Genomic DNA, 21,416 nt, shown 5'->3' with positions numbered 1-21,416 from the left:
TAATGTGAAGATGGAAGTAGAACTTCTCTCTCCAATCGCCATGGAAGATGGTTTAAGATTTGCCATTAGAGAAGGCGGTCGCACAGTGGGTGCGGGTGTGGTTTCTAAGGTGACGGATTAAGGATAATTTAGTTACAGAAAGACCGAATATTATTGTATAATGCTCGGTTTTTCGCTAAAAGACATAAGTCGATTTAAATAGGATTAGATACATGAGCAATCAAAATATTAGAATTAAATTAAAGGCATTTGACCATCGTTTAATCGATAAGTCTGCCATTGAGATTGTAGAGACAGCTAAGCGTACAGGTGCTAGTGTTAGAGGTCCAATTCCCCTACCGACAAAGAAAGAGCGTTGGACGGTATTAACTTCTCCGCATGTTAATAAAAAGGCGAGAGATCAATATGAATTAAGAACATACATTAGATTGATGGATGTTATTAGCCCAACAGACAAGACAGTTGATGCACTAATGAAATTAGATTTAGCAGCAGGCGTTGATGTGGCAATTCAACTTAATTAATAAGAACAAGTAATAGGAAATAGAATCATGGCAATTGGCTTAGTAGGACAAAAATTAGGAATGACACGCATCTTGGCTGACGATGGTTCAGCGACTGCGGTAAGTGTTATTAAAATTGAACCTAATCGTGTTGTTCAAACAAAAATGATAGAAGTAGATGGCTATAGTGCTGTGCAAGTTACTACTGGTGCTAAAGTCAACAAAAAAGGTGAAGCCAAAGTGCGTCGTGTGCCTTCAGCAATCAAGGGTCATTATGCTAAGGCATCTCAGGATATTGGTTTAGGTCTTTGGGAATTTAGAGCAGATGCTGATGAAATTGCCGATAGCACAAGTTTTGATTTATCAATTTTAGGTGCAGGTCAATTTGTTGATGTTACGGGTCAATCTAAAGGTAAGGGTTTTCAAGGTGGCGTAAAACGACACAACTTCTCAATGCAAGATGCCACCCACGGTAACTCAATCTCTCACAGAGCGATTGGTTCTACGGGTCAGTGTCAAGATCCTGGACGCGTATTTAAGGGTAAGAAAATGGCAGGGCACATGGGCAACGAGCAAGTGACTGAAGAATGCCTAGAGATTATTAGAGTTGATAGCGATAGAAATTTATTATTGGTTAAAGGTGCAATTCCTGGCTCTAAGAGTGGTTTTATTAAAGTCATACTGTCTGCTAAGAAAAATAAGGTTAATGCTGATATTAGTAAGCAACTTCAAGTTCAGAAAGACGCAGAATTAGCACAGCAAGAAGAGGCTAAAGCAAAAGCAGCGGCGGGAGCTAAAAATGAAGCGCCAGTAGCAGAAATGGCAACAGAAGAATAAGGGTTTAAGATGAAATTAAAAGTATTAGACATAAGCACCAAAAAGTCCACTTCTGCTGAAGTTGCGGACAAGGTGTTTGCTAGAGATTATAACCAGTCATTGGTTCATCAAGTAACGACAGCTTATATGGCAACAGGTCGTCAAGGATCTAAAGCACAAAAAAACCGTTCAGCAGTTAGCGGCGGTGGCAAGAAGCCTTGGGCGCAAAAAGGCACAGGTCGTGCTCGTGCAGGTACTTCTCGTGGACCTATTTGGCGTTCTGGCGGTGTAACATTTGCTGCACAACCAAGAAGTTACGCACAGAAAGTCAACAAGAAAATGTACAAAGGCGCAATCAGCATTATCTTTTCTGAATTGGTGCGTACTGAGCGTTTAAAAGTGGTCAAAGAATTTGGCATTAAAGACGCAAAAACAAAAAATGTAACAGCATTACTTAAAGCACTAGATGTTAAAGATGTTTTATTAATGACAGAGGAGCTAGATGAGAATTTATATCTTTCTTCGCGTAATTTGTATCATGTTGGTGTTTGTGATACACAAAGTATCGACCCAGTGAGCTTGATTGGTTATGAAAATGTGGTAATTACTGAAGCAGCATTGAAAAAAGTGGAGGCTTCATTATGAACCAAGAGAAAGTATTAAAAACCTTATTGGCGCCTATTGTTTCTGAAAAGACATCAATGTTATCAGCGCAAAACCAATACGCATTTAAGGTGCGTGTTGATAGCAATAAAAAAGAAATTAAAGCAGCCGTTGAAACATTGTTTAGTGTTAGCGTAGAAAATGTAACAACCTGTGTTGTTAAGGGCAAGAAAAAAATATTTAAAGGTAAGATTGGTCGTCGCGTCAATTGGAAGAAGGCAATGGTAAGAGTGTCTGAAGGTCAAATGATTGATGTGAGCGCATCTTAAAGAGAGAGATTATGACACAAGTAATTAAAAGAAAACCAACCTCACCCGGCAGAAGATTTGTTGTTAGTGTTGTTGATAAAGATTTACACAATGGCGCACCTTATGCACCGTTGACAGAAAGTAAAAACAGAATCAGTGGCAGAAATAACCGTGGCAAGATTACGGTTCGTCATAAAGGCGGTGGACACAAGCGTCGTTATCGTATTATTGATTTTAGACGCAATAAAGACGATGTTACGGCACGCGTTGAACGCTTAGAATACGATCCAAATCGTAGTGCTAATATTGCTTTAGTTTTGTATACAGATGGTGAGCGCAAATATATTGTTGCACCAAATGGCTTGAAAGTAGGCGATAGTATTGTTTCAGGTAGCAGTGTTGCCATTCAGACAGGTAATGTTATGCCATGTGCTAATATTCCCTTGGGTAGCGTGATTCATTGTATTGAACTCAAACCGGGCAAAGGTGCACAAATGGCTCGTAGTGCTGGCACTTCAGCGCAGTTGATTGCAAAAGAAGGTGCGTATGTAACTTTGAGATTGCGCTCTGGTGAAGTTCGCAAAGTGTTGGCTGAATGTAGAGCAACAATTGGTGAAGTGTCTAAGAAAGAACACAGTTTAAGAAAATTAGGCAAGGCGGGTGCATCACGCTGGAGAGGAGTTAGACCTACGGTTCGTGGTGTGGTAATGAATCCAGTTGACCACCCACATGGTGGTGGTGAAGGCAAAACCAGTGGCGGTCGTCATCCAGTTTCTCCTTGGGGAACACCAACCAAGGGTTATAAAACACGCAGTAATAAGCGCACTGATAAATTTATCGTGCGTCGTAGAAATAAATAAGGGTAATTATGGCTAGATCATTAAGAAAGGGTCCATTTGTTGACGAGCATTTAATCAAAAAAGTATTAACTGCTCAAGAAAATAACGATAGAAAACCAATTAAAACTTGGTCTAGACGTTCGGTAATTGTGCCTGAGATGATTGGCTTAACCATTGCAATACATAATGGCAGAGCGCATGTGCCAGTGTCAATTAACGAACAAATGGTTGGACATAAATTAGGTGAATTTGCATCAACCAGAACATTCCATGCACATTCAGGTGACCGTAAGGCATAAATAAAGGGACGGATTGAGAAAATGAAAGAAGTTAAAGCAAGTCATAAATATGCAAAAACCTCAGCTTTTAAAGCACGATTGGTGGCGGATCAAATTCGCTCAAAATCAGTAGAAGAGGCACTTAATATTTTATCGTTTAGCAACAAGAAGGCCTCAGTACTTGTTAAAAAAGTATTAAATTCAGCGATTTCAAATGCTGAACATAACGATGGATTAGACATTGATGAGTTAAAAGTGAGCAGCGTTTATATTGACGAAGGCTCAACAATGAAAAGAATTCGCCCTAGAGCAAAAGGCAGAGCGAATCGTATTTTAAAAAGAACAAGCCACATTACAGTTGGCGTAAGCGCAGGTTAATTATGGGTCAAAAAGTAAATCCAAAAGGTATTAGATTAGGCATCGTTAAAGATTGGGATTCTAAGTGGTATGCGAATTCTCAAGATTATTCTAAGTTTTTATTGTCTGATATTGAGGTTAGAGATTATTTGTTTGAGAAATTAACAGCTGCTTCTGTGAGCCGTATTCAAATTGAACGCCTAGCAAATAATGCAAAAGTTACTATTCATACTGCCCGTCCAGGCATCGTGATTGGTAAAAAAGGTGCTGATATTGAAGACTTAAAAGCGATCGTTACCAAGATGATGGGTATTCCAGCACATATTAATATTGAAGAAATTAAAAAGCCAGAGTTAGATGCACGCCTAGTGGCAGAAAACATCGCACAGCAACTAGAAAAACGCGTCATGTATCGTCGTGCTGTTAAACGCGTGCTAGGCAATGCAACACGCTTAGGTGCGCAAGGTATTAAAGTGATGGTTAGCGGTCGTTTGAACGGTGCAGAAATTGCGCGTTCTGAATGGTACCGTGAAGGTCGTGTGCCATTGCATACATTTAGAGCAGATGTTGATTATGCGCATTATGGTGCAAACACACAATATGGTGTGATTGGTATTAAGGTTTGGATTTTCAAAGGTGAAATTCTAGACCATAAGAAAGGCACATTAGGCGAGGTTGCTCGCCGTGGTGCCACTAATCAAACTGCTAAGAAATAAAGGATTAACAAATGTTACAACCTAAACGCACAAAATTTAGAAAACAAATGAAAGGCCGTAACCGTGGTCTAGCAACTGGTCATAAGGTTAGTTTTGGAGAGATTGGTCTGCAAGCTGTTGGTAGGTGTCGTATGACTGCTAGACAAATTGAAGCTGCGCGAAGAGCCATGACACGCCATGTAAAAAGACAAGGCAAGATTTGGATTCGTGTATTTCCAGACAAGCCTATCACCAAAAAACCATTGGAAGTTCGTATGGGTAAGGGTAAAGGTAGCGTTGAGTATTGGATTGCACAAATTAAGCCAGGTCAGATGTTGTTTGAGATGCAAGGTGTTGATGAGACCATTGTAAGAGAAGCATTCCAGCTTGCTGCGGCCAAGTTGCCAGTGAAAACAAAAGTAATTAAAAGGATGGCAATGTAATGGATGTAAAAGAATTAAGAGATCAAAATGTTTCTGCGCTTAATGAAACTTTGATGACGCTATTAAAAGAACATTTTGAGTTGCGTATGCAACACAAAAGCGCACAGTTAGATGATGCGTCAAAACTGAGAAAGATCAAAAGATCAATTGCACAAGTTAAAACTATTATTAAAGAGAAACAAGTATGAGCGAGAATAAAGTAGAACGCGTATTAACAGGCAAGGTTGTTAGTGATAGTCGCGACAAAACCATCGCCGTTATGATCGAACGAAAAGTCCGACACCCAATTTACAAGAAGTATATCAAACGCAGTACGAAAGTGCATGCGCATGATGAAAAAAATGAATGCAGTTTGGGCGATACAGTCCGAGTAGTAGAAGCCAAACCGTTTTCTAAAACGAAGTGTTGGGCATTATTGGAAGTGGTTGAAAAATCAGTTTCCCTTGATTAATTTTGAATTTATAAGAGAGTAGAACAATGATTCAAATGCAAACTAAACTTAAAGTCGCTGATAACAGTGGTGGCATTAAGGCAATGTGTATTAAAGTATTAGGTGGCTCTAAGCGCCGTTATGCCAATATTGGCGATGTGATTAAGGTCAGTATTAAAGAAGCCGCACCACGAGCCAAAGTGAAAAAAGGTGATGTGTATGACGCTGTTGTTGTACGGACAGCGCAAGGTGTTCGTCGTGCTGACGGTTCACGCATTCGTTTTGATGGCAACGCAGTTGTGTTATTAAACACCAAACTTGAGCCCATAGGGACGCGTATTTTCGGTCCTGTAACGCGTGAATTGCGTAGTTCAAAGTTTATGAAAATTGTGTCATTAGCACCTGAGGTACTATAATGCAAAAAATTAAAATAAACGATGAAGTGATTGTTATCGCTGGTAAGGACAAAGGATCAATTAGCACAGTAACAAAAATTGTTGACAATAAAGTCATGGTTGAAGGTTTAAATATTGCTAAGAAGCATACCAAGCCAAATCCAAATGCTGGTGTAACAGGCGGTATTATTGATACAGAAATGCCAATGGCAGTTTCAAATGTAGCAATTTATAACCCTAAAACAGAAAAAGCAGACAAAGTGGGTATTCGTACCAACAAAGAGGGTAACAAAGAAAGATTTTTTAAATCAAACGGCGATTCAATCGTTTGAACAAGTTAAGGAAATAAACTGTGTCTAGATTACAACAACAATATAAAAAAGAAATTCTACCCGCTCTACAAAAAGAGTTGGGACAGAAAAATCCGATGGCAGTGCCTAAGATTGAAAAAATTACCATTAATATGGGTTTGGGTAGTGCGTTAGGTGATAAGAAAATTTTGCAAAGTGCATTAGAAGAGATGAGTTTAATTGCTGGTCAAAAGCCAATAACCTGTATTGCGCGTAAATCAGTGGCAAGTTTTAAGTTAAGAGAAGGCAATGCCATTGGTTGTAAAGTAACACTTCGCAAAGAAAAGATGTATGAATTTTTAGATCGCTTAGTGAATATTGCAATTCCCCGTATTCGTGACTTCCGTGGTTTGAATGAAAAGTCATTTGATGGTCGTGGTAACTATAATATGGGTCTAACTGAGCAAATCGTATTCCCAGAAATTGATTTTGAAAAAGTAACAAGAGTGCGTGGCATGGATATTGCTATCACGACCACTGCACAAAATAATGATGACGCTAAGAAACTATTAGCAATGTTTAATTTCCCATTTAAGGATAAAGATAATGGCTAAAAAGTCTATGATAAATAGAGACCTAAAGCGTACCAAGTTGGTTGAAAAATACCGTACTAAGCGCCTTGAGTTAAAGAAAATTATTAAGAGTATAAATTCTTCTGATGAGGAGCGCTTCCATGCAACTATTAAGTTGCAAGCGTTACCACGGGACGCTTCACCAACAAGACAACGCAGTCGTTGTGGCTTGACGGGTCGTCCGCATGGTTTTTATCGTAAGTTCGGTTTGTCAAGAATTAAACTCAGAGAGCGTACTATGAATGGCGAAGTTCCTGGTCTTGCAAAGGCGAGCTGGTAAACAATTAAGTATTAATATTAAGGAAAAGAATTATGAGTATGTCTGACCCAGTTGCTGATATGTTGACCCGCATTCGTAATGCGAATATGGTTGAAAAGAAAGAAGTTAACATTCCAGCATCAAATCTAAAATCTGCCATCGCTAGTGTGATGCAGCAAGAAGGTTATATCGAATCATTTAGTGTGGTAGGTGAAAAAGCCACTAAAACTTTAATCATCAAGTTAAAATATTATGACGATAAACCGGTTATTGACTCGTTAAAAAGAATCTCAAAGCCAAGTTTACGAGTGTATGTAAAGAATACTGAAATGCCAAGTGTTATGAATGGTTTAGGTATTGTTATTGTTTCAACGCCTAAAGGTGTGATGACTGGACAAAATGCAACTGCCCAAAATGTGGGTGGTGAAGTTTTGTGTAGTGTTTCTTAAAGGAGTTATAGAATGTCTAGAGTTGCAAAAGAACCAATCGAAATTCCAGCTGGCGTTGAAGTTTCACTTAACGACTCTGCAATGGCAGTTAAAGGTAAATTAGGTCAAATGCAGATGGTTGTTCATTCTTCAGTGGTTGTAACAGCGGCTGATAATGTATTGACATTTACAATTGCCAAGGTAGAGAAAAAAGAAGAAAAGAAGGCGTGGGCACAAGCAGGTACTGCAAGAGCCAATACGGCTAACTTGATTAAGGGTGTTACTGAAGGTTGGGAAAAAAAATTAACACTGATTGGTGTTGGTTACCGTGCAAAATCAGCAGGTAAAGCATTAGATTTAACCCTAGGTTTTTCTCATCCAGTTAAATATAACTTACCAGAAGGCGTGACTGCAGAAACACCTTCACAAACTGAAATTGTGGTTAAGGGTATGGACAAACAAAAAGTAGGTCAAGTGGCTGCTGAAATTCGTGCTTATCGTCCGCCAGAACCTTATAAAGGTAAAGGTGTGCGTTACACAGATGAGCATGTGGTTCGTAAAGAAGCGAAAAAGAAATAGAGCGAAATAATTAAGGTATTAAAATGAAACTTTCAAAAAAACAAGCTCGTTTAAGAAGAGCAACTAAATTTAGAGCCAAGCATGCTGAGAAAAGTGTTGAGCGTTTGTGCATTCACAAAACTGCACAGCATATTTATGCTCAGATTATTAGTGGTTGTGGCACCAAGACTTTGGCCTCTGCCTCTAGTTTAAAGGAAAAAAATGGTGGTAATGTAATGGCAGCAACCAAAATTGGCACTGAAATTGCAAAAGCAGCGAAAAAAGCAAAAGTGACTAAGGTTGCTTTTGACCGCTCTGGTTTTAAATACCATGGTCGTGTGAAGGCATTAGCTGAAGCAGCACGAGATGGCGGTTTAGATTTTTAATAAAAAAATATAAAAAATAGGCGTAGAAAATGGCAGATTTTAGAAAAAATAATAAAGACGATGATGATGGCTTCATTGAGAAGTTGGTTAATATTCGTCGTGTTGTAAAAGTAGTTAAGGGTGGTCGTATTTTTGGCTTCTCTGCGTTAGTTGTTGTCGGAGATGGTAATGGAAAAGTAGGTTATGGTACGGGCAAGGCGCGTGAAGTACCTATCGCTATCCAAAAGGCGATGGACAAGGCAAGAAAAGCAATGAAGAGTGTGCCACTTAAAGATGGCACACTTTATTACTCTATTACCTCAAATGTTGGTGCCGCTAAAGTATATATGCAACCTGCATCAGAAGGTACTGGCGTTATTGCTGGTGGTCCAATGCGTAGCGTATTGGAAGCAGTTGGTGTGCATAACATTTTAGCGAAATGCAATGGTACGCGTAATCCTATTAGTGTTGTGCGTGCAACGATTGAAGGTTTAACAGCAATGTCATCTCCACAGTCTGTTGCGGCTAAACGAGGTAAAACTGTTGAAGAAATTAGGGGAGAGGTGTAATGGCTGAAGTGAAAGAAACAACTAAAAAGAAAGTAGTTAAAAAAGCACCTGTGAAAGTAGCAGCAAAGAAAACTGTTGTTAAAAAAGCAGCAAACAACAAAGTTAGCGTAACATTGGTTAAGAGTTTTTATGGTCGTTTACCGTCGCATCGTGCGACAGTAGCGGGTCTTGGTTTAAAGCGCATCAACCACACAGTAGAGTTGATTGATACACCTGAAGTAAGAGGGATGATTAACAAAGTATCTTACCTACTTAAGATAGAGAATTAAGAATTATGAATATTATGCAATTAAATACATTGGCACCTGTAGAAGGTGAAAAACAATCTAAAAAGCGTGTCGGTCGTGGTATCGGCAGTGGTTTTGGCAAGACTTGTGGTCGTGGACATAAAGGTCAGAAAGCCCGCTCAGGCGGCTTTTCTAAGATTGGTTTTGAAGGTGGTCAAATGCCATTGCAACGCCGCTTACCTAAAGTTGGCTTCTCATCACGCGTTTCAATCATTACTTCTCAAGTAACTTTATCTGAAATTGATAAGTTAGAAGAAGAAGAAATCACAGTTGAAGTTTTGAAAAAGCACAATTTAGTAACAAAAAATATTAAGCGTGTTAAAGTAATGCTTTCTGGTGAAATCAATAGGGCGGTAACATTAACGGGCGTTAAAGTTACTAAAGGTGCAAAAATAGCTATTGAAGCCGCTAAGGGCTCGGTTACCGAGTAAAGCCCATGAATCAATCACCCTTAGGCCTTTCCCAAGATTTATCAAAACGCATCCTTTTTTTATTAGGTGCGTTAATTATTTTTAGATTGGGTACACATATTACTATCCCTTTTATTTCGTCCACTGCGTTAGCATCAATAGTACAAGACCAGCAGGGTACAATTTTAGCTATGTTTAATATGTTTTCTGGTGGCGCATTAGAGAGATTGTCTATTTTTACTCTAGGTATTATGCCTTATATTTCAGCATCGATTATTGTTCAGTTAATGACTTCGGTGGTGCCAAAGTTAGAGCAATTAAAAAAAGAAGGTGAAACAGGTAAACGCAAGATTACTCAATACACGCGTTTAGGCACTGTAGTGTTGGCGGTGTTCCAGTCTTATGGTATTTCAATCGCCCTGCAATCTCAAAGTGCTGGCGGTGTTGATTTGGTTACTCAAGGTGGTTTTACTTTTAGTTTAGTGACAGTAGTAACTTTAACCACAGGCACTTTATTTTTAATGTGGCTGGGTGAGCAAATTACAGAGAAAGGCATTGGCAATGGCATTTCAATGATTATTTTTGCGGGTATTGTGTCGGGGCTACCATCAGCATTAGGTTCGACTTTGTCGTTGGTTTCTACGGGTGAGCTGGCAGTGATTTTAGTGGTGGTATTGTTAGCAATGACGCTGTTGGTTACTGCTTTTGTGGTGTTTATGGAACGAGGGCAACGCCGTATTACCGTGAATTATGCCAAACGCCAGCAGGGTCGTAAAATGGTGGGTGGACAAAGCTCATATTTGCCGCTTAAAATTAATATGGCAGGTGTGATTCCACCGATTTTTGCTTCTTCGATTATTTTATTCCCAGCAACTTTAGGGGGCTGGTTTTCACAATCAGAAGGTATGGGTTGGTTGGCTGATTTAACAGCGGGTATTTCTCCGGGTCAGCCATTGTATGTGATGTTTTATGGACTAGCGATTGTGTTCTTTACATTTTTTTACACAGCGTTAACTTTTGACCCAAAAGAGATGGCAGATAATTTGCGTAAGTCGGGTGGTTTTATTCCAGGGATTCGTCCGGGCAAACACTCAGCGGATTATATTGATGCAGTAACTTCGCGTTTGACAGCATCAGGTGCGGCTTATATTACTGCTGTGTGTTTGTTGCCAGAGTTTTTGATTTTGTATTGGAATGTTCCGTTTTATTTTGGTGGCACCAGTTTGTTAATTATTGTTGTTGTAGTAATGGATTTCATTCAACAGGCACAATCACATTTAATGTCTAATCAGTATGAGTCATTAATGAAAAAATCAGGTTTAAATTAGAAAGGTAGTATTATGAAAGTAAGAGCATCAGTTAAAAAGATTTGTAACAATTGTAAAATTATTAAACGACATGGCGTGGTGCGTGTTATTTGTAAAGAGCCTAGACATAAGCAAAGACAAGGTTAATTTACATTGACATTGTAAGGCAGGCAAAGTATAATTGCTCGTTTTGCAAATTTTAACCCGTGAGTGCTACACAAAATACAGCACGACGGATTTTATAAGAATAAGGATAGAGATAAATGGCTAGAATAGCGGGAATAAACATTCCAACACATAAGCATATTGTTATTGGCTTGCGGTCAATTTTCGGTATTGGCGATACACGTGCAAAGGCAATTTGTAGCGCACTTAAATTGGATCCAGCAACAAAAGTATTGGATTTAACTGAAGACAAGTTGGAATTAATTCGTAGTGCAGTTGCTAAGTATGAAATTGAAGGCGATCTTCGTCGTAAAATCGCAATGGATATTAAGCGTCTGAGAGATTTGGGTTGTTACCGTGGTATTCGCCACAGAAAATCATTACCACTTCGTGGTCAAAGAACCAAAACAAATGCCAGAACTCGTAAGGGTCCTCGTCGTTTAATTAAATAATTATAGGTAAATATTATGGCTAAGGCACCTGCAAAGAAAAAAAATAAAAAAGTTGTTACTGATGGTATTGCACACATTCATGCGACATTTAACAATACCATCGTTATGATTACAGACCGTCACGGCAACGCAGTATGTTGGGCAACTTCAGGTGGCTCTGGTTTTAGAGGCTCTAGAAAATCAACCCCATTTGCAGCTCAGGTAGCAGCTGGTAATTGTGGTGAAAAAGCATTGGCTTTTGGCATGAAAAACTTAGAAGTTCGTGTTAAAGGTCCTGGTCCTGGTAGAGATTCTGCTATTCGTGGCTTGAACGCACAGGGTTTAAAAATTCAATCAATCACAGATGTAACGCCAATCCCTCATAACGGTTGTCGTCCTTCTAAGAAACGCAGAGTATAAGGATAAATTATGGCTAGATATACTGGACCTACTTGTAAATTAGCCCGTCGCGAAGGCACGGACTTATTTTTAAAAAGTGGCATTAGATCACTAGATTCTAAATGTAAAGTAACACAACTACCTGGTATGCATGGTGCAACAGCCCGTCAAGCCAAGAGCACTGAATATGGCTTGCAATTGCGTGAAAAGCAAAAAGTGAGACGCATTTACGGTATTTTGGAAAAGCAATTCCGTTTGTATTATAAAAAAGCCTCTCAAAAGAAAGGCTCAACAGGTGAAAACCTATTGTCATTACTTGAATGTCGTCTTGATAATGTGGTTTACCGTATGGGTTTTGGCTCTACACGCGCCGAGGCAAGACAGCTGGTTTCTCATAAGTCTATTTTGGTGAATGGTTCAGCAGTAAATATTCCCTCTTACCAAGTAAGAGTGAATGACGAAATTTCCATTAGAGAAAAAGCCAAAAAACAAAGTCGCATTCAATTAGCCATGGAATTAGCCGAGCAAGGTAATTTTCCAGAGTGGGTTGAAGTTGATGGTAAGACACTTAAAGGTGTGTTTAAAAATGTACCTGCACGCGATAACTTGTCGTCTGACATTGCAGAGCATTTAATTGTTGAATTGTATTCAAAATAAGGAGCCTATTATGCAAGGAAGTGCAAGAGATTTTTTAAAGCCAAAGTTGGTTGAATTAACAGAAATAGCGAATAACGAATATAGAGTTATTTTAGAGCCTTTAGAAAAGGGTTTCGGTCACACATTGGGTAACGCATTGAGAAGAACATTATTATCCTCTATGGCGGGTTCGGCCATCACAGAAGTGGCAATTGATGGTGTTATGCACGAATTTTCAACTATTAATGGCGTTCAAGAAGATGTTTTAGATATTTTACTTAATCTTAAAGAAGTTTCAGTTGCCTTAAATACAACCGAATCGGCAGAAGTGGTAATTGATAAAAAAGGCCCTTGCGAGATTACTGTGGCTGATATTGAAGCTAATGGCACTGATATTTCGGCGTTTAACAAAGACAAAGTGATTGCCACTGTTAATGCTGGTGGTCATATGCGTATGACCCTTAAGATTGGCACTGGTATTGGCTATGATACAGCGGTTGCACGAGATGAGGATGCGTCAACTATTGGCGGCATGCAGTTAGATGCAAGTTTTTCACCTATTAAGCGCGTTAGTTTCACGGTTGATGCGGCGCGTGTTAATCAGAAAGTTAATCTTGATAAACTTAACATTACGCTTGAGACAAATGGTTCGGTTAATGCTGAGGTGGCAATTAAGCGTGCTGCAACAATTTTGCAAGATCAACTGTCTTCATTTGTTGAATTGGAGTTGATTGAAGAGGAAGAGACATTGCCGACTTCAGACGACTTTGATCCACAATTATTAACTGCAGTTGATGAGTTGGAATTAACCGTCCGTAGTGCAAACTGTTTGAAGGCTGAGCAAATCTACTACATCGGTGATTTAATTCAGAAATCTGAGCAAGACTTATTAAGAACGCCTAATTTAGGGCGTAAGTCACTCAACGAAATTAAAGAAGCATTAACTGAGAAGCATCTAGATTTAGGCACAGCCATTAAAAACTGGCCACCCGTTGATTTAATGAGCGAATAAGGAAAAAATATCATGAGACACAGAAAGTCAGGCAGACAACTAAATCGTAATTCTTCTCATCGTAAGGCGATGTTTCAGAATATGGCAAACTCATTGTTTCTTCATGAAACAATCAGAACTACTTTACCAAAGGCAAAAGAACTTCGCCGTGTGGTTGAGCCATTAATTACTAAAGCCAAAACAGACAGCGTTGCTAATCGTCGTAATGCCTTTTCAAGATTACGCGATAATGCAATGGTGGCTAAGTTGTTTACGCAACTAGGTCCATTCTATAAAGAACGCCCTGGTGGTTACATCCGTATTCTTAAGGCTGGTTTTCGTACTGGCGATAAAGCGCCAATGGCAATTGTTCAATTGGTTGATTTCGAAAGCACTACTAGCGATACTACAGATTCACAAAAGGAAAATTAATATGCCTTCAATTAAAGTAAGAGAAAACGAACCCTTTGATATCGCACTAAGACGCTTCCGTCGCACTTGTGATCGAGCGGGTGTTATCACTGATGTAAGAAAAAAAGAATTCTACGAAAAGCCAACATGGATTAATAAGCGCATGAAAGCTGCAGCTGTTAAGCGTACGCACAAAGAAATGGCAAAAAATCGTATCCATCGCAAGCGTATGTACTAATTGCTTTTTAAGCAATAATATTCAATATGTCTGAACTAAAGCAACGCATTACCGATGATATGAAGTCGGCAATGAAAGCCAAAGATAAGGACGCACTAAAAGCCATTCGTATGATTTTAGGTGCAATCAAGCAAAAAGAAGTAGATGAGCGTATTGACCTTGATGATGATCAGGTATTGACAGTTATTCAAAAAATGGTTAAGCAGCGCAAAGACTCAATTTCACAATTTACAGCAGCAGGTCGTACCGACTTAGTTGCTGTTGAAGAAGCAGAACTTGTTATTATCAACAACTATATGCCTGTACAACTCTCAGAAGACGAGATTGCTATTGCTGTAGACAGGGTAATAGCCGACTCTGGTGCATCTTCTATGCAAGATATGGGTAAGTTAATGGGGTTACTTAAAGCTCAATTAATGGGTAAAGCCGACATGGGTATCGTCTCTAGTATTATTCGTTCTAAATTTTCTTAAAAAAGAATCTCCCATTGTTTTATAATAGACTTTAGTCTATTTCTTAGAGAAGAGCATGAAATTTATATCAATTTTATTACTTGTCAGTAATTTTGCATTCGCACAAACTGTACCAGATTATGCAAAAGAGGGGCGCTGGGCGGCACAAGTAGAAGACGGTTTGATGGATGGTGATGCGGTTTGGTTAAGTGCAAATAATCATAAATTTTTGTCGCTTTATACGCCTAGTGAAACGAAAACCAGTGAAGTGTTTTGTAGCAGTTGGAATGCCAGATTTAGCGGTTAAATATTTGGGAGAAATTCATATTCCAGTGCTTGATTTGTATGGCGTGGATGACATTGATCCTGTGCTTAAATCTGTTGGTAAACGAGCGCAAGCCTCTAAAGAAAATAAATATTACACACAAAAAAAAGTGGATGCTGATCATTTTTTTAACGACAAAGATGAATTGTTAATTGACGAAGTAAGTGCTTGGTTGAAATAGTACCTTTATTATTGTTGGGGGCATTTTCTGGTTTTATAGCGGGTTTACTAGGGGTTGGCGGTGGTTTAATTATGGTGCCAACATTGCTATATTTATTAGCAGGGGATATTGAGCAATCCGTGTTAATGCACAGCGCCATAGGCACAGCGTTGGCCGTTATTGTCTTTACTTCACTTTCTAGTGTTTGGGCACATTATCGCCATGGTGCTATTTACTGGCGTTATTTTATCAAACTCACGCCCAGTATTTTGTTGGGTGCTTTTAGTGGAGCAATTATTACCCAATATTTGAGTTTTGATTTTTTGCGAATATTCTTTGCAATCTTTGAGTTAACTGTGGCATTGATTATGTGGTTTGGTATCGGCGCTACTGGGCATGTGGATAATTTAAGTAGATGGATTTGGCGAATAACTGGCTATATGATTGGCTTGATTTCAGCCATCGTTGGTATTGGCGGTGGCACAATGAGTGCCCCATTTTTAAGTTATAACAAGGTGGAAATTAAAAATGCCATTGCCACTTCAGCAGCCATCGGGCTGCCGATTGCGATTGCAGGCAGCATTGGTTTTATTGTAGTTGGCTGGCGACTAAATACGACGAGTAGTTTGGGTTTTGTTCATACTGAGGCATTACTGAGTATTGTTGTTATGAGTGTGCTATTCGCACCACTTGGTGCTAAAGTTGCACATAGTGTAGATGGCAAGAAACTGAAGAAATTTTTTGCTCTGTTTTTGGCTGCATTGAGTGTTTGGGTAATTTAGTTTTAAATTTTTTAAAACTAAATAGGGTGTTGTTAACTAGTAAAATGTAATAGAGACCTTTGCATAATGGAGAAATTTTGAAAAAAATAACCATGCTTTTAGTTGTACTCACAATTCTATCTTTTGTTTTTCTTGGTAAGAATGAACCAGTAAGAGAAAGGACAATCGCTGTTGACGATTGTTCGATAATGCAAGATACTTGCCATGTTAAGATGGGTGATTTATTTAGTCTCTCTTTTGATGTTAGCCCCAAGGGCTTACCTCCAACTAAAGAAGCAATAGTAACTGTTAAATCAAGCAGTGCACAAGTAAATAAAATTGAAGTAGTATTTTTAGCGGTAGACTTAGATTACAGCCCTCCAAAGATTCGTTTGAATAAAGTTAGCGATAAAAAATTTAATGGCAGAATATTTTTATCATTATGCACATTGAAAAAGACAAAATGGATTGCTAATTTGATGGTTTATACTGATACTGATATTTGGAAAATTATTTTTCCATTTGTTCATTCTGGAGATAGATATAATGCTATAAATCCTTCCCTTTCAATAAATAAATAGCACCTGTTAGTGGCGCAATTATCCAAATCAGCATTGATGATGTTAATATAAACTGAGGAAACACAACTATATTAGATAGAGAATATAATGGCAGAAGATTATTACCCTGTTCGCCAATGCTAATAATTCTAAAAATATCAATTGGATTGAATAGCAGTATATTACTCAACATATCGGTGCTAATGATATGACTATATTTACTTGTTAAAGTAATTAATAAAAGCATATCAAAGAATATTACAAAAAATAGCCAGATTGCAATGCAATATATAATTGCCGTACTACGCTGTACGACAATAACACTAACCAACAGTGCTATTGCTGTGAATATGCCACCTAATAAAATAGAAGCAGATATCAAACCAAGTGATGCATAGACAAACTTTATTGTTAGGTTGTTGTCAAATGATAATAGCAAGAGAGTAGAACTATATCCTAATACAATAGCAATAGACAGGCTTATCCAATTGGCAAAGAACTTCCCAAGAATAAACTGATAGCGCTTGATTGGATAAGACAGCATTAATAACAAGCTTCCCTGTTCGCTCTCTCCAACAATTGAGTCGTAGCTTAAGAACAGCGCCATGAGCGGAATAAAAAAGATGCTTAAACTAGACAAACTGGTAATTTGCATGCTAAGATTGTCGGCACCTGTACTGCCAAAAGATGTATTACCGAGTAATACAAGGGACAATGATAAAATAGCCAATAGTAGTACCATACCAAGTAGATAATAGTTATTTATCGTATTTTTTATTTCTCTTAAGCAGATAGTTAGGATTGGATTAGGTGTCATAATTTATCGTATATATGATAATAGGCATCATTGATATTTGCTTTGTTAATATCAATATCTTGAATAGATGCAATATTTGTAATGGTTTTTAATATTTCTATATTGTTAGTTGTTTTATAAAATAGAGTTAGTTTATTATTAAATAGCGTATATGATGTAATTAAATGTTGCACAGACTTTATAATTTCATCTGCTGAAGACTCTTTATCAAGAGCCAGTTTTATTTTATCATCCAAATCTAAATCATCAATAATCGTCTTAATTTCACCTGAAAGAGCAACCCTACCTTTTTTAATAAATACGACATTATCAACAATATCTGCCAAACCTTCTAGCGTATGTGAAGATAGGATAATACTTTTGCCTTTAGCGCTCAACTTTTGCAGGATTTGACTAAATAAACGCCTGCTATTTGGATCAAGTCCAGAATAAGGCTCATCAAGAATTAGTATTTCAGGGTCTGATAATAAGGCTTGTGCAAACATCAATCGTTGTTTCATGCCTTTTGAATAGTGTAATATTTTTTTATTTGCAGCAAAATCTATTTCCACCAATTTAAGGATCCCATCAATACTTCCAAAGTCAACACTTTTGAGTTTTGCAAAATAATGCATTAATTCAATGCCACTTAAGTGATTGTATAATGCACTGTGTTCTGGCATAAAGCCCAGTTTATTAGTTTGGGCATACTCTATTGAGTGAATCGTGCCTGAACTTGGTTGCAATATACCAATGAGCAGCTTGATTAATGTGGTTTTTCCAGCGCCATTGTGACCAACAATAGCGATACTATCCCCTTTTTTGATTGTTATATTGATATCAAAAAGTGTTTGTATTTTCTTATAGGAAAAATTCACATTTTTATAATCAATCAATATATTTTTTGGCATTATTCAATGTCCTCGTTGCAATTTTAGATGCATCCATAAGTGGGTATGAGTCAAGAACCCCTCCTGGAAGTAGTGATGGGAAATGTTGATTGGCGTATTTTAATAGTTGCATAATTGGGCTATTTAATAATATTTCTGCATTTGGGTAATTCCATAAAATTTTATCAGTAATATCGTTAGGTTTATAAATGCTATCGGCAATACCATTATTATTCAAATCGTAAGAATTATGATTGCTCCAATAGTTTCCTTGTTTTTTATACGACCATTCTAAATTTTTTGTACTAATATATTTAACTTGTTTGTGGTTGCCAATGAAAGCGTTGTTGTAAAACGCATTATTATTAGAGCCCGCAGTCCAATTAACGCCAATCAAACATTGTTTGAAGTAATTATCATTAATAGTATTAAAGTTTGAGTTATAAACAAATAGACACTTGTTTTTTCCGTTGATTACTACATTGCCATTAATCTTGGAATTGTTTAAGAAATTGGCAAATAGACCATGCTCTTTATCATTGATTGATATATTATCACTCACGGTAAGATTATTGGAACTCATTAATGCGTATCCTATGTCGTTGCCAATAGAAACATTGTTTTTAATAGTGCTGTCATGGGTGTACATATAGTGAATACTGTAGCGTAAGTTATTAAAAATATTATTGTTAAAGGTATTATTTTTACTGGTAGTCACAAAAATCCCATCACGCCCGTAGCTCACTTCATTAAAGTTGACTTTTGAGCCAGGACTATTCCAAAGCTGTATACCATTTCCACGCTCATTTTCACGTAAATCTTTTTTACCAACAATTTTGTTGTTGATAATAGTTGAGTTTGTTGATCCCCAAAGATATACGCCAATCAAATTGTCTAATAAGGTGTTATTTTGAATGATGGCATTATCTACAGCCTTGTTGATAAAAATAGCACTGTCTTGTGAGGATAAACTTATACCCGAATTGCTGACAATAAGGTTCTTTATTGTTACATTAGAGGCATTGATAGTAATAACACTGCCTTTTCCAGAGCCTATTATTCTTACATTATCCTCACCTTTAATGGTGATTTCTTTGTCCACAGTAAGATTGCCTGAATATGTGCCAGATTTCAATAAATACACATCTCCATCAAGCGCATTAGCAATAACATCAGGTAAATTATTAGCAGTTGTAATAATAACGGGTTGCGCACATAAAAGACTACTGTAAGCAAACAGTAGAAATCTTAGTACCATTTTAATTAACAATATTTATGCAGGTTTTACAAGCATTCTACCGCGCATCTCCATATGTAGCGCATGACAGAACCACTGACAATAGAACCAATGAACACCTGGGTCATCTGCAACAAAAGTTACCGATGCAGTTGCTTGAGGTCCAACTTCCATTGCAATACCGTATTTCCCCATACTAAATCCATGTGTTAAATCATCTACCCTGTCAAGATTTGTTACATAGATCGTTACTTCATCACCTTCAGTAACCGTAAATTTAGACATACTAAAGTTGGGTGCTATAGACCACATATATACACGGACTTTATTGCCATCACGAATAATTTTGCTATCGCCTTCTAATTTAACACCATCTTTCTTAGCCTGTGCAACCGCTTCAGAAAAAATTGGATCAGTGCGCTTGTATGCAGTGTCTGGATTAACAATTGAGGTATCTACCATAATACAATCATGTGGCTCAGCAAAGGTTGGCCCATCGTGAACAATTTTCATCTTGGGTCCAGAAATATCAATTAACTGATCATTCTCTGGTTTTAACGGTCCAACATTAATAAAGCGATCTTTGGAAAACTTATTAAGAGATACCAGCCATTTGCCATCGGCATCTTTAGTTTCCCCCATGGAAGTGTGGTTATGTCCTGGTTGATAAGCAACATCTAATTTTTGAATAATAGGATTAACACCTGAACCGTTATATTGTTGGATGGCTTTTTTGATATTCCATTTAGCCACTTGACTGTCTAAGAATAAGGTTGTGTAAGCATTGCCACGATTATCAAATGCGGTATGTAATGGGCCCAGCCCAAGTTTTGGTTCAGCGACAATCACCTCTCTTGGTTTAATCTTATTTGCAAATAAATCTGGTAATTTTCTTACATCCATTACTGAAACAGTAGGAGATAATTTACCATTAATAACAACATGTTTTTTATCTGGGGCAGTGTTAATACCATGTGGTGAATTAGAGATAGGGATATAGCGAGTATATTTAGAGCCTTTTCTTCCGTCTAATACTGCCACACCATTTAAAGTTTGGTAATCACCACGCTTCACGCCAGCTTCAATTGCCTTAATATCAAAAATAACTACATGGTCTTGTTCGTTAGAAGTCATTTCTGCCAGTGTAACACCTTCTTCAGAATTATAACTGGTAGAGAAAGCGTATAAACCTTGATAGTCAGCATCATTATTATCAAGATTTCCATCCACAATTACCTGCCATGCAATCTCCATAGAGTCGCCATCAATAGCTGTAAAGATAGCATGATACTTTTCTGGCTCATCTAAAATTGTTCCATCGTTAACCAAAGGAACCCTATGCTCGCCATTAGCAAATACATATCCAGTTCTTGGATATTTCTGAGGTCTAAGGCCATGAATATCTGCCGCATTAGGGATTTCTATTATCTTATCCGTTTTCATAACATCACAACGAATACGCGCAACTCTTGAATTTAGTTTGTCATTAGCAAATAGATATCTACCATCATAAGCACCATCAGTAAAAGACATATGCGGATGGTGTAAGTCACCATTATCCCAAGTCTTTATACCTCTGCCTTTAAGTAATTTTTTGGTTTTGTCTGTTAAGCCGTCTGTAAGAATCTTAATGCTTTCATTGGTTTGACCCCAACCTGTTGCACTACAACGATTAAATACAGGAATGCGCATAAGTTCACGCATTGAGGGGACACCTATAATGCGAATTTCACCCGCTTGACCACTACTCCAAAAACCATAGTAATCGTCTAATTGCCCCGGTTCAACAACAGCAGAAGAAGCTTGTGCGCCAGTCGAACCTAGCATGCCTAGTCCGCCAACCATAGGAACAGCTGCAGCACCAGCGCCAATTACAGCGCCGCCTTTTATAAAGTCACGACGACTAACACCATTTTGAATACATTCTTCTTCTTTCATTCTATACCCCATTGCTTTAAAAAAATAACATAAATTATAACACTCTTGAATTCGCATAACAAGTGCAATTTTAATTAAATAGCCAGTTGTAATAAACTTTGCTATTTTCTTACTACGGGAAATAGCAATGAATTATCAACAACTGACTAACGATGAATGATACCAGATAAAAGCGTGTTTACAACTACATATGAATCAGATTGGCATTGCCAATCTGTTAAACAGAAGTCCGGTAACTATCTCACGTGAGATTA

At 37.8% G+C, this 21,416-nt stretch carries 39 protein-coding genes; 35 read left to right on the top strand and 4 right to left on the bottom strand.

The window, feature by feature from the left end:
• The 35 genes from CRYPD_RS04010 to CRYPD_RS03840 all read left to right on the top strand — a co-directional run.
• A partial coding sequence (locus CRYPD_RS04010) for an EF-Tu C-terminal domain-related protein (protein ID WP_483189282.1) occupies nt 1-121 on the top strand: 121 nt, incomplete at its 5' end.
• Nucleotides 122-212: 91 nt separating this feature from the next.
• Nucleotides 213-524, top strand: coding sequence for a 30S ribosomal protein S10 (rpsJ, locus tag CRYPD_RS04005; RefSeq protein ID WP_138146317.1), 312 nt, complete (start codon nt 213-215; stop codon nt 522-524).
• A 27-nt stretch (nt 525-551) separates the two neighbouring features.
• A complete protein-coding gene (rplC, locus tag CRYPD_RS04000; RefSeq protein ID WP_138146316.1) occupies nt 552-1,340 on the top strand; it encodes a 50S ribosomal protein L3 in 789 nt (262 codons plus the stop codon).
• Nucleotides 1,341-1,349: 9 nt separating this feature from the next.
• Complete coding sequence (rplD, locus tag CRYPD_RS03995) at nt 1,350-1,964, top strand: 50S ribosomal protein L4 (protein ID WP_138146315.1); 615 nt, start codon at nt 1,350-1,352, stop codon at nt 1,962-1,964.
• Nucleotides 1,961-2,251, top strand: a complete 291-nt coding sequence (gene rplW / locus CRYPD_RS03990) for a 50S ribosomal protein L23 (RefSeq protein ID WP_138146314.1) — start codon at nt 1,961-1,963, stop codon at nt 2,249-2,251. The genes rplD and rplW overlap by 4 nt, the downstream gene beginning before the upstream one ends.
• Nucleotides 2,252-2,262: 11 nt before the next feature.
• Nucleotides 2,263-3,090: a 50S ribosomal protein L2 gene (gene rplB, locus CRYPD_RS03985; protein ID WP_138146313.1), complete on the top strand. Its 828-nt coding sequence runs from the start codon at nt 2,263-2,265 to the stop codon at nt 3,088-3,090.
• A gap of 8 nt (nt 3,091-3,098) precedes the next feature.
• Nucleotides 3,099-3,368, top strand: coding sequence for a 30S ribosomal protein S19 (gene rpsS, locus CRYPD_RS03980; RefSeq protein WP_138146312.1), 270 nt, complete (start codon nt 3,099-3,101; stop codon nt 3,366-3,368).
• Nucleotides 3,369-3,389: 21 nt separating this feature from the next.
• Nucleotides 3,390-3,725 (top strand): 50S ribosomal protein L22, encoded by a 336-nt coding sequence (gene rplV, locus CRYPD_RS03975; protein WP_138146311.1) that lies wholly within the window; start codon nt 3,390-3,392, stop codon nt 3,723-3,725.
• 2 nt (nt 3,726-3,727) lie between these two features.
• Nucleotides 3,728-4,420, top strand: coding sequence for a 30S ribosomal protein S3 (gene rpsC, locus CRYPD_RS03970; RefSeq protein WP_138146310.1), 693 nt, complete (start codon nt 3,728-3,730; stop codon nt 4,418-4,420).
• 11 nt (nt 4,421-4,431) lie between these two features.
• Nucleotides 4,432-4,842 carry a 50S ribosomal protein L16 gene (rplP, locus tag CRYPD_RS03965; protein WP_138146309.1) on the top strand — a complete coding sequence of 137 codons (411 nt, stop codon included), beginning with the start codon at nt 4,432-4,434 and terminating at the stop codon, nt 4,840-4,842.
• A complete protein-coding gene (gene rpmC, locus CRYPD_RS03960; RefSeq protein ID WP_138146308.1) occupies nt 4,842-5,030 on the top strand; it encodes a 50S ribosomal protein L29 in 189 nt (62 codons plus the stop codon). Before rplP ends, rpmC begins: the two co-directional genes overlap by 1 nt.
• Nucleotides 5,027-5,293: a 30S ribosomal protein S17 gene (gene rpsQ, locus CRYPD_RS03955; protein ID WP_138146307.1), complete on the top strand. Its 267-nt coding sequence runs from the start codon at nt 5,027-5,029 to the stop codon at nt 5,291-5,293. The genes rpmC and rpsQ overlap by 4 nt, the downstream gene beginning before the upstream one ends.
• A gap of 26 nt (nt 5,294-5,319) precedes the next feature.
• Nucleotides 5,320-5,688: a 50S ribosomal protein L14 gene (rplN, locus tag CRYPD_RS03950; RefSeq protein ID WP_138146306.1), complete on the top strand. Its 369-nt coding sequence runs from the start codon at nt 5,320-5,322 to the stop codon at nt 5,686-5,688.
• Complete coding sequence (rplX, locus tag CRYPD_RS03945; protein WP_138146305.1) at nt 5,688-5,999, top strand: 50S ribosomal protein L24; 312 nt, start codon at nt 5,688-5,690, stop codon at nt 5,997-5,999. Before rplN ends, rplX begins: the two co-directional genes overlap by 1 nt.
• 20 nt (nt 6,000-6,019) lie before the next feature.
• Nucleotides 6,020-6,571, top strand: a complete 552-nt coding sequence (gene rplE / locus CRYPD_RS03940) for a 50S ribosomal protein L5 (RefSeq protein ID WP_138146303.1) — start codon at nt 6,020-6,022, stop codon at nt 6,569-6,571.
• Complete coding sequence (gene rpsN / locus CRYPD_RS03935; RefSeq protein WP_138146301.1) at nt 6,564-6,869, top strand: 30S ribosomal protein S14; 306 nt, start codon at nt 6,564-6,566, stop codon at nt 6,867-6,869. Before rplE ends, rpsN begins: the two co-directional genes overlap by 8 nt.
• A gap of 32 nt (nt 6,870-6,901) precedes the next feature.
• Complete coding sequence (gene rpsH, locus CRYPD_RS03930) at nt 6,902-7,297, top strand: 30S ribosomal protein S8 (protein ID WP_138146299.1); 396 nt, start codon at nt 6,902-6,904, stop codon at nt 7,295-7,297.
• Nucleotides 7,298-7,309: 12 nt separating this feature from the next.
• Nucleotides 7,310-7,855, top strand: a complete 546-nt coding sequence (gene rplF / locus CRYPD_RS03925) for a 50S ribosomal protein L6 (RefSeq protein WP_138146297.1) — start codon at nt 7,310-7,312, stop codon at nt 7,853-7,855.
• A gap of 23 nt (nt 7,856-7,878) precedes the next feature.
• Complete coding sequence (rplR, locus tag CRYPD_RS03920; RefSeq protein WP_138146296.1) at nt 7,879-8,220, top strand: 50S ribosomal protein L18; 342 nt, start codon at nt 7,879-7,881, stop codon at nt 8,218-8,220.
• 29 nt (nt 8,221-8,249) lie between these two features.
• On the top strand, nt 8,250-8,768 hold the full coding sequence (rpsE, locus tag CRYPD_RS03915; protein ID WP_138146294.1) for a 30S ribosomal protein S5: 519 nt from the start codon (nt 8,250-8,252) through the stop codon (nt 8,766-8,768).
• On the top strand, nt 8,768-9,037 hold the full coding sequence (gene rpmD / locus CRYPD_RS03910) for a 50S ribosomal protein L30 (protein WP_138146293.1): 270 nt from the start codon (nt 8,768-8,770) through the stop codon (nt 9,035-9,037). The genes rpsE and rpmD overlap by 1 nt, the downstream gene beginning before the upstream one ends.
• A 14-nt stretch (nt 9,038-9,051) precedes the next feature.
• A complete protein-coding gene (gene rplO / locus CRYPD_RS03905; protein WP_138146318.1) occupies nt 9,052-9,486 on the top strand; it encodes a 50S ribosomal protein L15 in 435 nt (144 codons plus the stop codon).
• Between the two features lie 5 nt (nt 9,487-9,491).
• Nucleotides 9,492-10,793: a preprotein translocase subunit SecY gene (gene secY / locus CRYPD_RS03900; RefSeq protein ID WP_138146292.1), complete on the top strand. Its 1,302-nt coding sequence runs from the start codon at nt 9,492-9,494 to the stop codon at nt 10,791-10,793.
• A 12-nt stretch (nt 10,794-10,805) separates the two neighbouring features.
• Nucleotides 10,806-10,919 (top strand): 50S ribosomal protein L36, encoded by a 114-nt coding sequence (gene rpmJ, locus CRYPD_RS03895; protein ID WP_010646235.1) that lies wholly within the window; start codon nt 10,806-10,808, stop codon nt 10,917-10,919.
• A 116-nt stretch (nt 10,920-11,035) separates the two neighbouring features.
• Nucleotides 11,036-11,389 carry a 30S ribosomal protein S13 gene (gene rpsM, locus CRYPD_RS03890; RefSeq protein ID WP_138146290.1) on the top strand — a complete coding sequence of 118 codons (354 nt, stop codon included), beginning with the start codon at nt 11,036-11,038 and terminating at the stop codon, nt 11,387-11,389.
• Between the two features lie 15 nt (nt 11,390-11,404).
• Nucleotides 11,405-11,788, top strand: coding sequence for a 30S ribosomal protein S11 (gene rpsK, locus CRYPD_RS03885; RefSeq protein WP_138146289.1), 384 nt, complete (start codon nt 11,405-11,407; stop codon nt 11,786-11,788).
• A 9-nt stretch (nt 11,789-11,797) separates the two neighbouring features.
• Complete coding sequence (gene rpsD / locus CRYPD_RS03880; protein WP_138146288.1) at nt 11,798-12,424, top strand: 30S ribosomal protein S4; 627 nt, start codon at nt 11,798-11,800, stop codon at nt 12,422-12,424.
• A 10-nt stretch (nt 12,425-12,434) separates the two neighbouring features.
• On the top strand, nt 12,435-13,415 hold the full coding sequence (locus CRYPD_RS03875) for a DNA-directed RNA polymerase subunit alpha (protein ID WP_138146286.1): 981 nt from the start codon (nt 12,435-12,437) through the stop codon (nt 13,413-13,415).
• A 12-nt stretch (nt 13,416-13,427) separates the two neighbouring features.
• The gene (rplQ, locus tag CRYPD_RS03870) at nt 13,428-13,826 is read left to right on the top strand and encodes a 50S ribosomal protein L17 (RefSeq protein WP_138146284.1); all 399 of its coding nucleotides are present in this window, start codon (nt 13,428-13,430) and stop codon (nt 13,824-13,826) included.
• A gap of 1 nt (nt 13,827) precedes the next feature.
• The gene (gene rpsU / locus CRYPD_RS03865) at nt 13,828-14,043 is read left to right on the top strand and encodes a 30S ribosomal protein S21 (protein ID WP_138146283.1); all 216 of its coding nucleotides are present in this window, start codon (nt 13,828-13,830) and stop codon (nt 14,041-14,043) included.
• Nucleotides 14,044-14,069: 26 nt separating this feature from the next.
• On the top strand, nt 14,070-14,516 hold the full coding sequence (locus CRYPD_RS03860; protein ID WP_138146281.1) for a GatB/YqeY domain-containing protein: 447 nt from the start codon (nt 14,070-14,072) through the stop codon (nt 14,514-14,516).
• A 55-nt stretch (nt 14,517-14,571) separates the two neighbouring features.
• The gene (locus CRYPD_RS03855) at nt 14,572-14,802 is read left to right on the top strand and encodes a hypothetical protein (RefSeq protein ID WP_138146280.1); all 231 of its coding nucleotides are present in this window, start codon (nt 14,572-14,574) and stop codon (nt 14,800-14,802) included.
• Nucleotides 14,783-15,001 carry a hypothetical protein gene (locus CRYPD_RS03850; RefSeq protein WP_138146279.1) on the top strand — a complete coding sequence of 73 codons (219 nt, stop codon included), beginning with the start codon at nt 14,783-14,785 and terminating at the stop codon, nt 14,999-15,001. Before CRYPD_RS03855 ends, CRYPD_RS03850 begins: the two co-directional genes overlap by 20 nt.
• Nucleotides 14,989-15,762 (top strand): sulfite exporter TauE/SafE family protein, encoded by a 774-nt coding sequence (locus CRYPD_RS03845; protein WP_138146277.1) that lies wholly within the window; start codon nt 14,989-14,991, stop codon nt 15,760-15,762. Before CRYPD_RS03850 ends, CRYPD_RS03845 begins: the two co-directional genes overlap by 13 nt.
• A 77-nt stretch (nt 15,763-15,839) precedes the next feature.
• Entirely contained in the window at nt 15,840-16,322 is a 483-nt protein-coding gene (locus CRYPD_RS03840; RefSeq protein ID WP_138146276.1) for a hypothetical protein, read from the top strand.
• Here CRYPD_RS03840 and CRYPD_RS03835 read toward each other — a convergent pair.
• From CRYPD_RS03835 to nosZ, 4 genes are read right to left on the bottom strand one after another with little or no spacing between them, the layout of a single operon-like run.
• Nucleotides 16,291-17,118, bottom strand: coding sequence for an ABC transporter permease subunit (locus CRYPD_RS03835; protein WP_138146274.1), 828 nt, complete (start codon nt 17,116-17,118; stop codon nt 16,291-16,293). The two genes, CRYPD_RS03840 and CRYPD_RS03835, sit on opposite strands and share 32 nt — an antisense overlap.
• Nucleotides 17,115-18,008: an ABC transporter ATP-binding protein gene (locus CRYPD_RS03830; protein ID WP_138146273.1), complete on the bottom strand. Its 894-nt coding sequence runs from the start codon at nt 18,006-18,008 to the stop codon at nt 17,115-17,117. The genes CRYPD_RS03835 and CRYPD_RS03830 overlap by 4 nt, the downstream gene beginning before the upstream one ends.
• The gene (gene nosD, locus CRYPD_RS03825) at nt 17,986-19,245 is read right to left on the bottom strand and encodes a nitrous oxide reductase family maturation protein NosD (RefSeq protein ID WP_138146271.1); all 1,260 of its coding nucleotides are present in this window, start codon (nt 19,243-19,245) and stop codon (nt 17,986-17,988) included. Before nosD ends, CRYPD_RS03830 begins: the two co-directional genes overlap by 23 nt.
• A 15-nt stretch (nt 19,246-19,260) precedes the next feature.
• Complete coding sequence (gene nosZ, locus CRYPD_RS03820) at nt 19,261-21,162, bottom strand: TAT-dependent nitrous-oxide reductase (protein ID WP_138146270.1); 1,902 nt, start codon at nt 21,160-21,162, stop codon at nt 19,261-19,263.
• Nucleotides 21,163-21,416: the final 254 nt, after the last annotated feature.

The organism is Bathymodiolus heckerae thiotrophic gill symbiont, assembly GCF_900180345.1.
GTDB lineage: Bacteria > Pseudomonadota > Gammaproteobacteria > PS1 > Pseudothioglobaceae > Thiodubiliella.
The sequence above is the reverse complement of the archived record's forward strand: the minus strand, read 5'-3'. Positions and strand labels throughout refer to the sequence as shown.

Bases quoted from the DNA above. Each gene is read 5' to 3' on its own strand.
- rpsJ (WP_138146317.1), top strand. From the start codon at position 213: ATGAGCAATCAAAATATTAGAATTAAATTAAAGGCATTTGACCATCGT.
- rplC (WP_138146316.1), top strand. From the start codon at position 552: ATGGCAATTGGCTTAGTAGGACAAAAATTAGGAATGACACGCATCTTG.
- rplD (WP_138146315.1), top strand. From the start codon at position 1,350: ATGAAATTAAAAGTATTAGACATAAGCACCAAAAAGTCCACTTCTGCT.
- rplW (WP_138146314.1), top strand. From the start codon at position 1,961: ATGAACCAAGAGAAAGTATTAAAAACCTTATTGGCGCCTATTGTTTCT.
- rplB (WP_138146313.1), top strand. From the start codon at position 2,263: ATGACACAAGTAATTAAAAGAAAACCAACCTCACCCGGCAGAAGATTT.
- rpsS (WP_138146312.1), top strand. From the start codon at position 3,099: ATGGCTAGATCATTAAGAAAGGGTCCATTTGTTGACGAGCATTTAATC.
- rplV (WP_138146311.1), top strand. From the start codon at position 3,390: ATGAAAGAAGTTAAAGCAAGTCATAAATATGCAAAAACCTCAGCTTTT.
- rpsC (WP_138146310.1), top strand. From the start codon at position 3,728: ATGGGTCAAAAAGTAAATCCAAAAGGTATTAGATTAGGCATCGTTAAA.
- rplP (WP_138146309.1), top strand. From the start codon at position 4,432: ATGTTACAACCTAAACGCACAAAATTTAGAAAACAAATGAAAGGCCGT.
- rpmC (WP_138146308.1), top strand. From the start codon at position 4,842: ATGGATGTAAAAGAATTAAGAGATCAAAATGTTTCTGCGCTTAATGAA.
- rpsQ (WP_138146307.1), top strand. From the start codon at position 5,027: ATGAGCGAGAATAAAGTAGAACGCGTATTAACAGGCAAGGTTGTTAGT.
- rplN (WP_138146306.1), top strand. From the start codon at position 5,320: ATGATTCAAATGCAAACTAAACTTAAAGTCGCTGATAACAGTGGTGGC.
- rplX (WP_138146305.1), top strand. From the start codon at position 5,688: ATGCAAAAAATTAAAATAAACGATGAAGTGATTGTTATCGCTGGTAAG.
- rpsN (WP_138146301.1), top strand. From the start codon at position 6,564: ATGGCTAAAAAGTCTATGATAAATAGAGACCTAAAGCGTACCAAGTTG.
- rpsH (WP_138146299.1), top strand. From the start codon at position 6,902: ATGAGTATGTCTGACCCAGTTGCTGATATGTTGACCCGCATTCGTAAT.
- rplF (WP_138146297.1), top strand. From the start codon at position 7,310: ATGTCTAGAGTTGCAAAAGAACCAATCGAAATTCCAGCTGGCGTTGAA.
- rplR (WP_138146296.1), top strand. From the start codon at position 7,879: ATGAAACTTTCAAAAAAACAAGCTCGTTTAAGAAGAGCAACTAAATTT.
- rpsE (WP_138146294.1), top strand. From the start codon at position 8,250: ATGGCAGATTTTAGAAAAAATAATAAAGACGATGATGATGGCTTCATT.
- rpmD (WP_138146293.1), top strand. From the start codon at position 8,768: ATGGCTGAAGTGAAAGAAACAACTAAAAAGAAAGTAGTTAAAAAAGCA.
- rplO (WP_138146318.1), top strand. From the start codon at position 9,052: ATGCAATTAAATACATTGGCACCTGTAGAAGGTGAAAAACAATCTAAA.
- secY (WP_138146292.1), top strand. From the start codon at position 9,492: ATGAATCAATCACCCTTAGGCCTTTCCCAAGATTTATCAAAACGCATC.
- rpmJ (WP_010646235.1), top strand. From the start codon at position 10,806: ATGAAAGTAAGAGCATCAGTTAAAAAGATTTGTAACAATTGTAAAATT.
- rpsM (WP_138146290.1), top strand. From the start codon at position 11,036: ATGGCTAGAATAGCGGGAATAAACATTCCAACACATAAGCATATTGTT.
- rpsK (WP_138146289.1), top strand. From the start codon at position 11,405: ATGGCTAAGGCACCTGCAAAGAAAAAAAATAAAAAAGTTGTTACTGAT.
- rpsD (WP_138146288.1), top strand. From the start codon at position 11,798: ATGGCTAGATATACTGGACCTACTTGTAAATTAGCCCGTCGCGAAGGC.
- CRYPD_RS03875 (WP_138146286.1), top strand. From the start codon at position 12,435: ATGCAAGGAAGTGCAAGAGATTTTTTAAAGCCAAAGTTGGTTGAATTA.
- rplQ (WP_138146284.1), top strand. From the start codon at position 13,428: ATGAGACACAGAAAGTCAGGCAGACAACTAAATCGTAATTCTTCTCAT.
- rpsU (WP_138146283.1), top strand. From the start codon at position 13,828: ATGCCTTCAATTAAAGTAAGAGAAAACGAACCCTTTGATATCGCACTA.
- CRYPD_RS03860 (WP_138146281.1), top strand. From the start codon at position 14,070: ATGTCTGAACTAAAGCAACGCATTACCGATGATATGAAGTCGGCAATG.
- CRYPD_RS03855 (WP_138146280.1), top strand. From the start codon at position 14,572: ATGAAATTTATATCAATTTTATTACTTGTCAGTAATTTTGCATTCGCA.
- CRYPD_RS03850 (WP_138146279.1), top strand. From the start codon at position 14,783: ATGCCAGATTTAGCGGTTAAATATTTGGGAGAAATTCATATTCCAGTG.
- CRYPD_RS03835 (WP_138146274.1), bottom strand. From the start codon at position 17,118: ATGACACCTAATCCAATCCTAACTATCTGCTTAAGAGAAATAAAAAAT.
- CRYPD_RS03830 (WP_138146273.1), bottom strand. From the start codon at position 18,008: ATGCCAAAAAATATATTGATTGATTATAAAAATGTGAATTTTTCCTAT.
- nosD (WP_138146271.1), bottom strand. From the start codon at position 19,245: ATGGTACTAAGATTTCTACTGTTTGCTTACAGTAGTCTTTTATGTGCG.
- nosZ (WP_138146270.1), bottom strand. From the start codon at position 21,162: ATGAAAGAAGAAGAATGTATTCAAAATGGTGTTAGTCGTCGTGACTTT.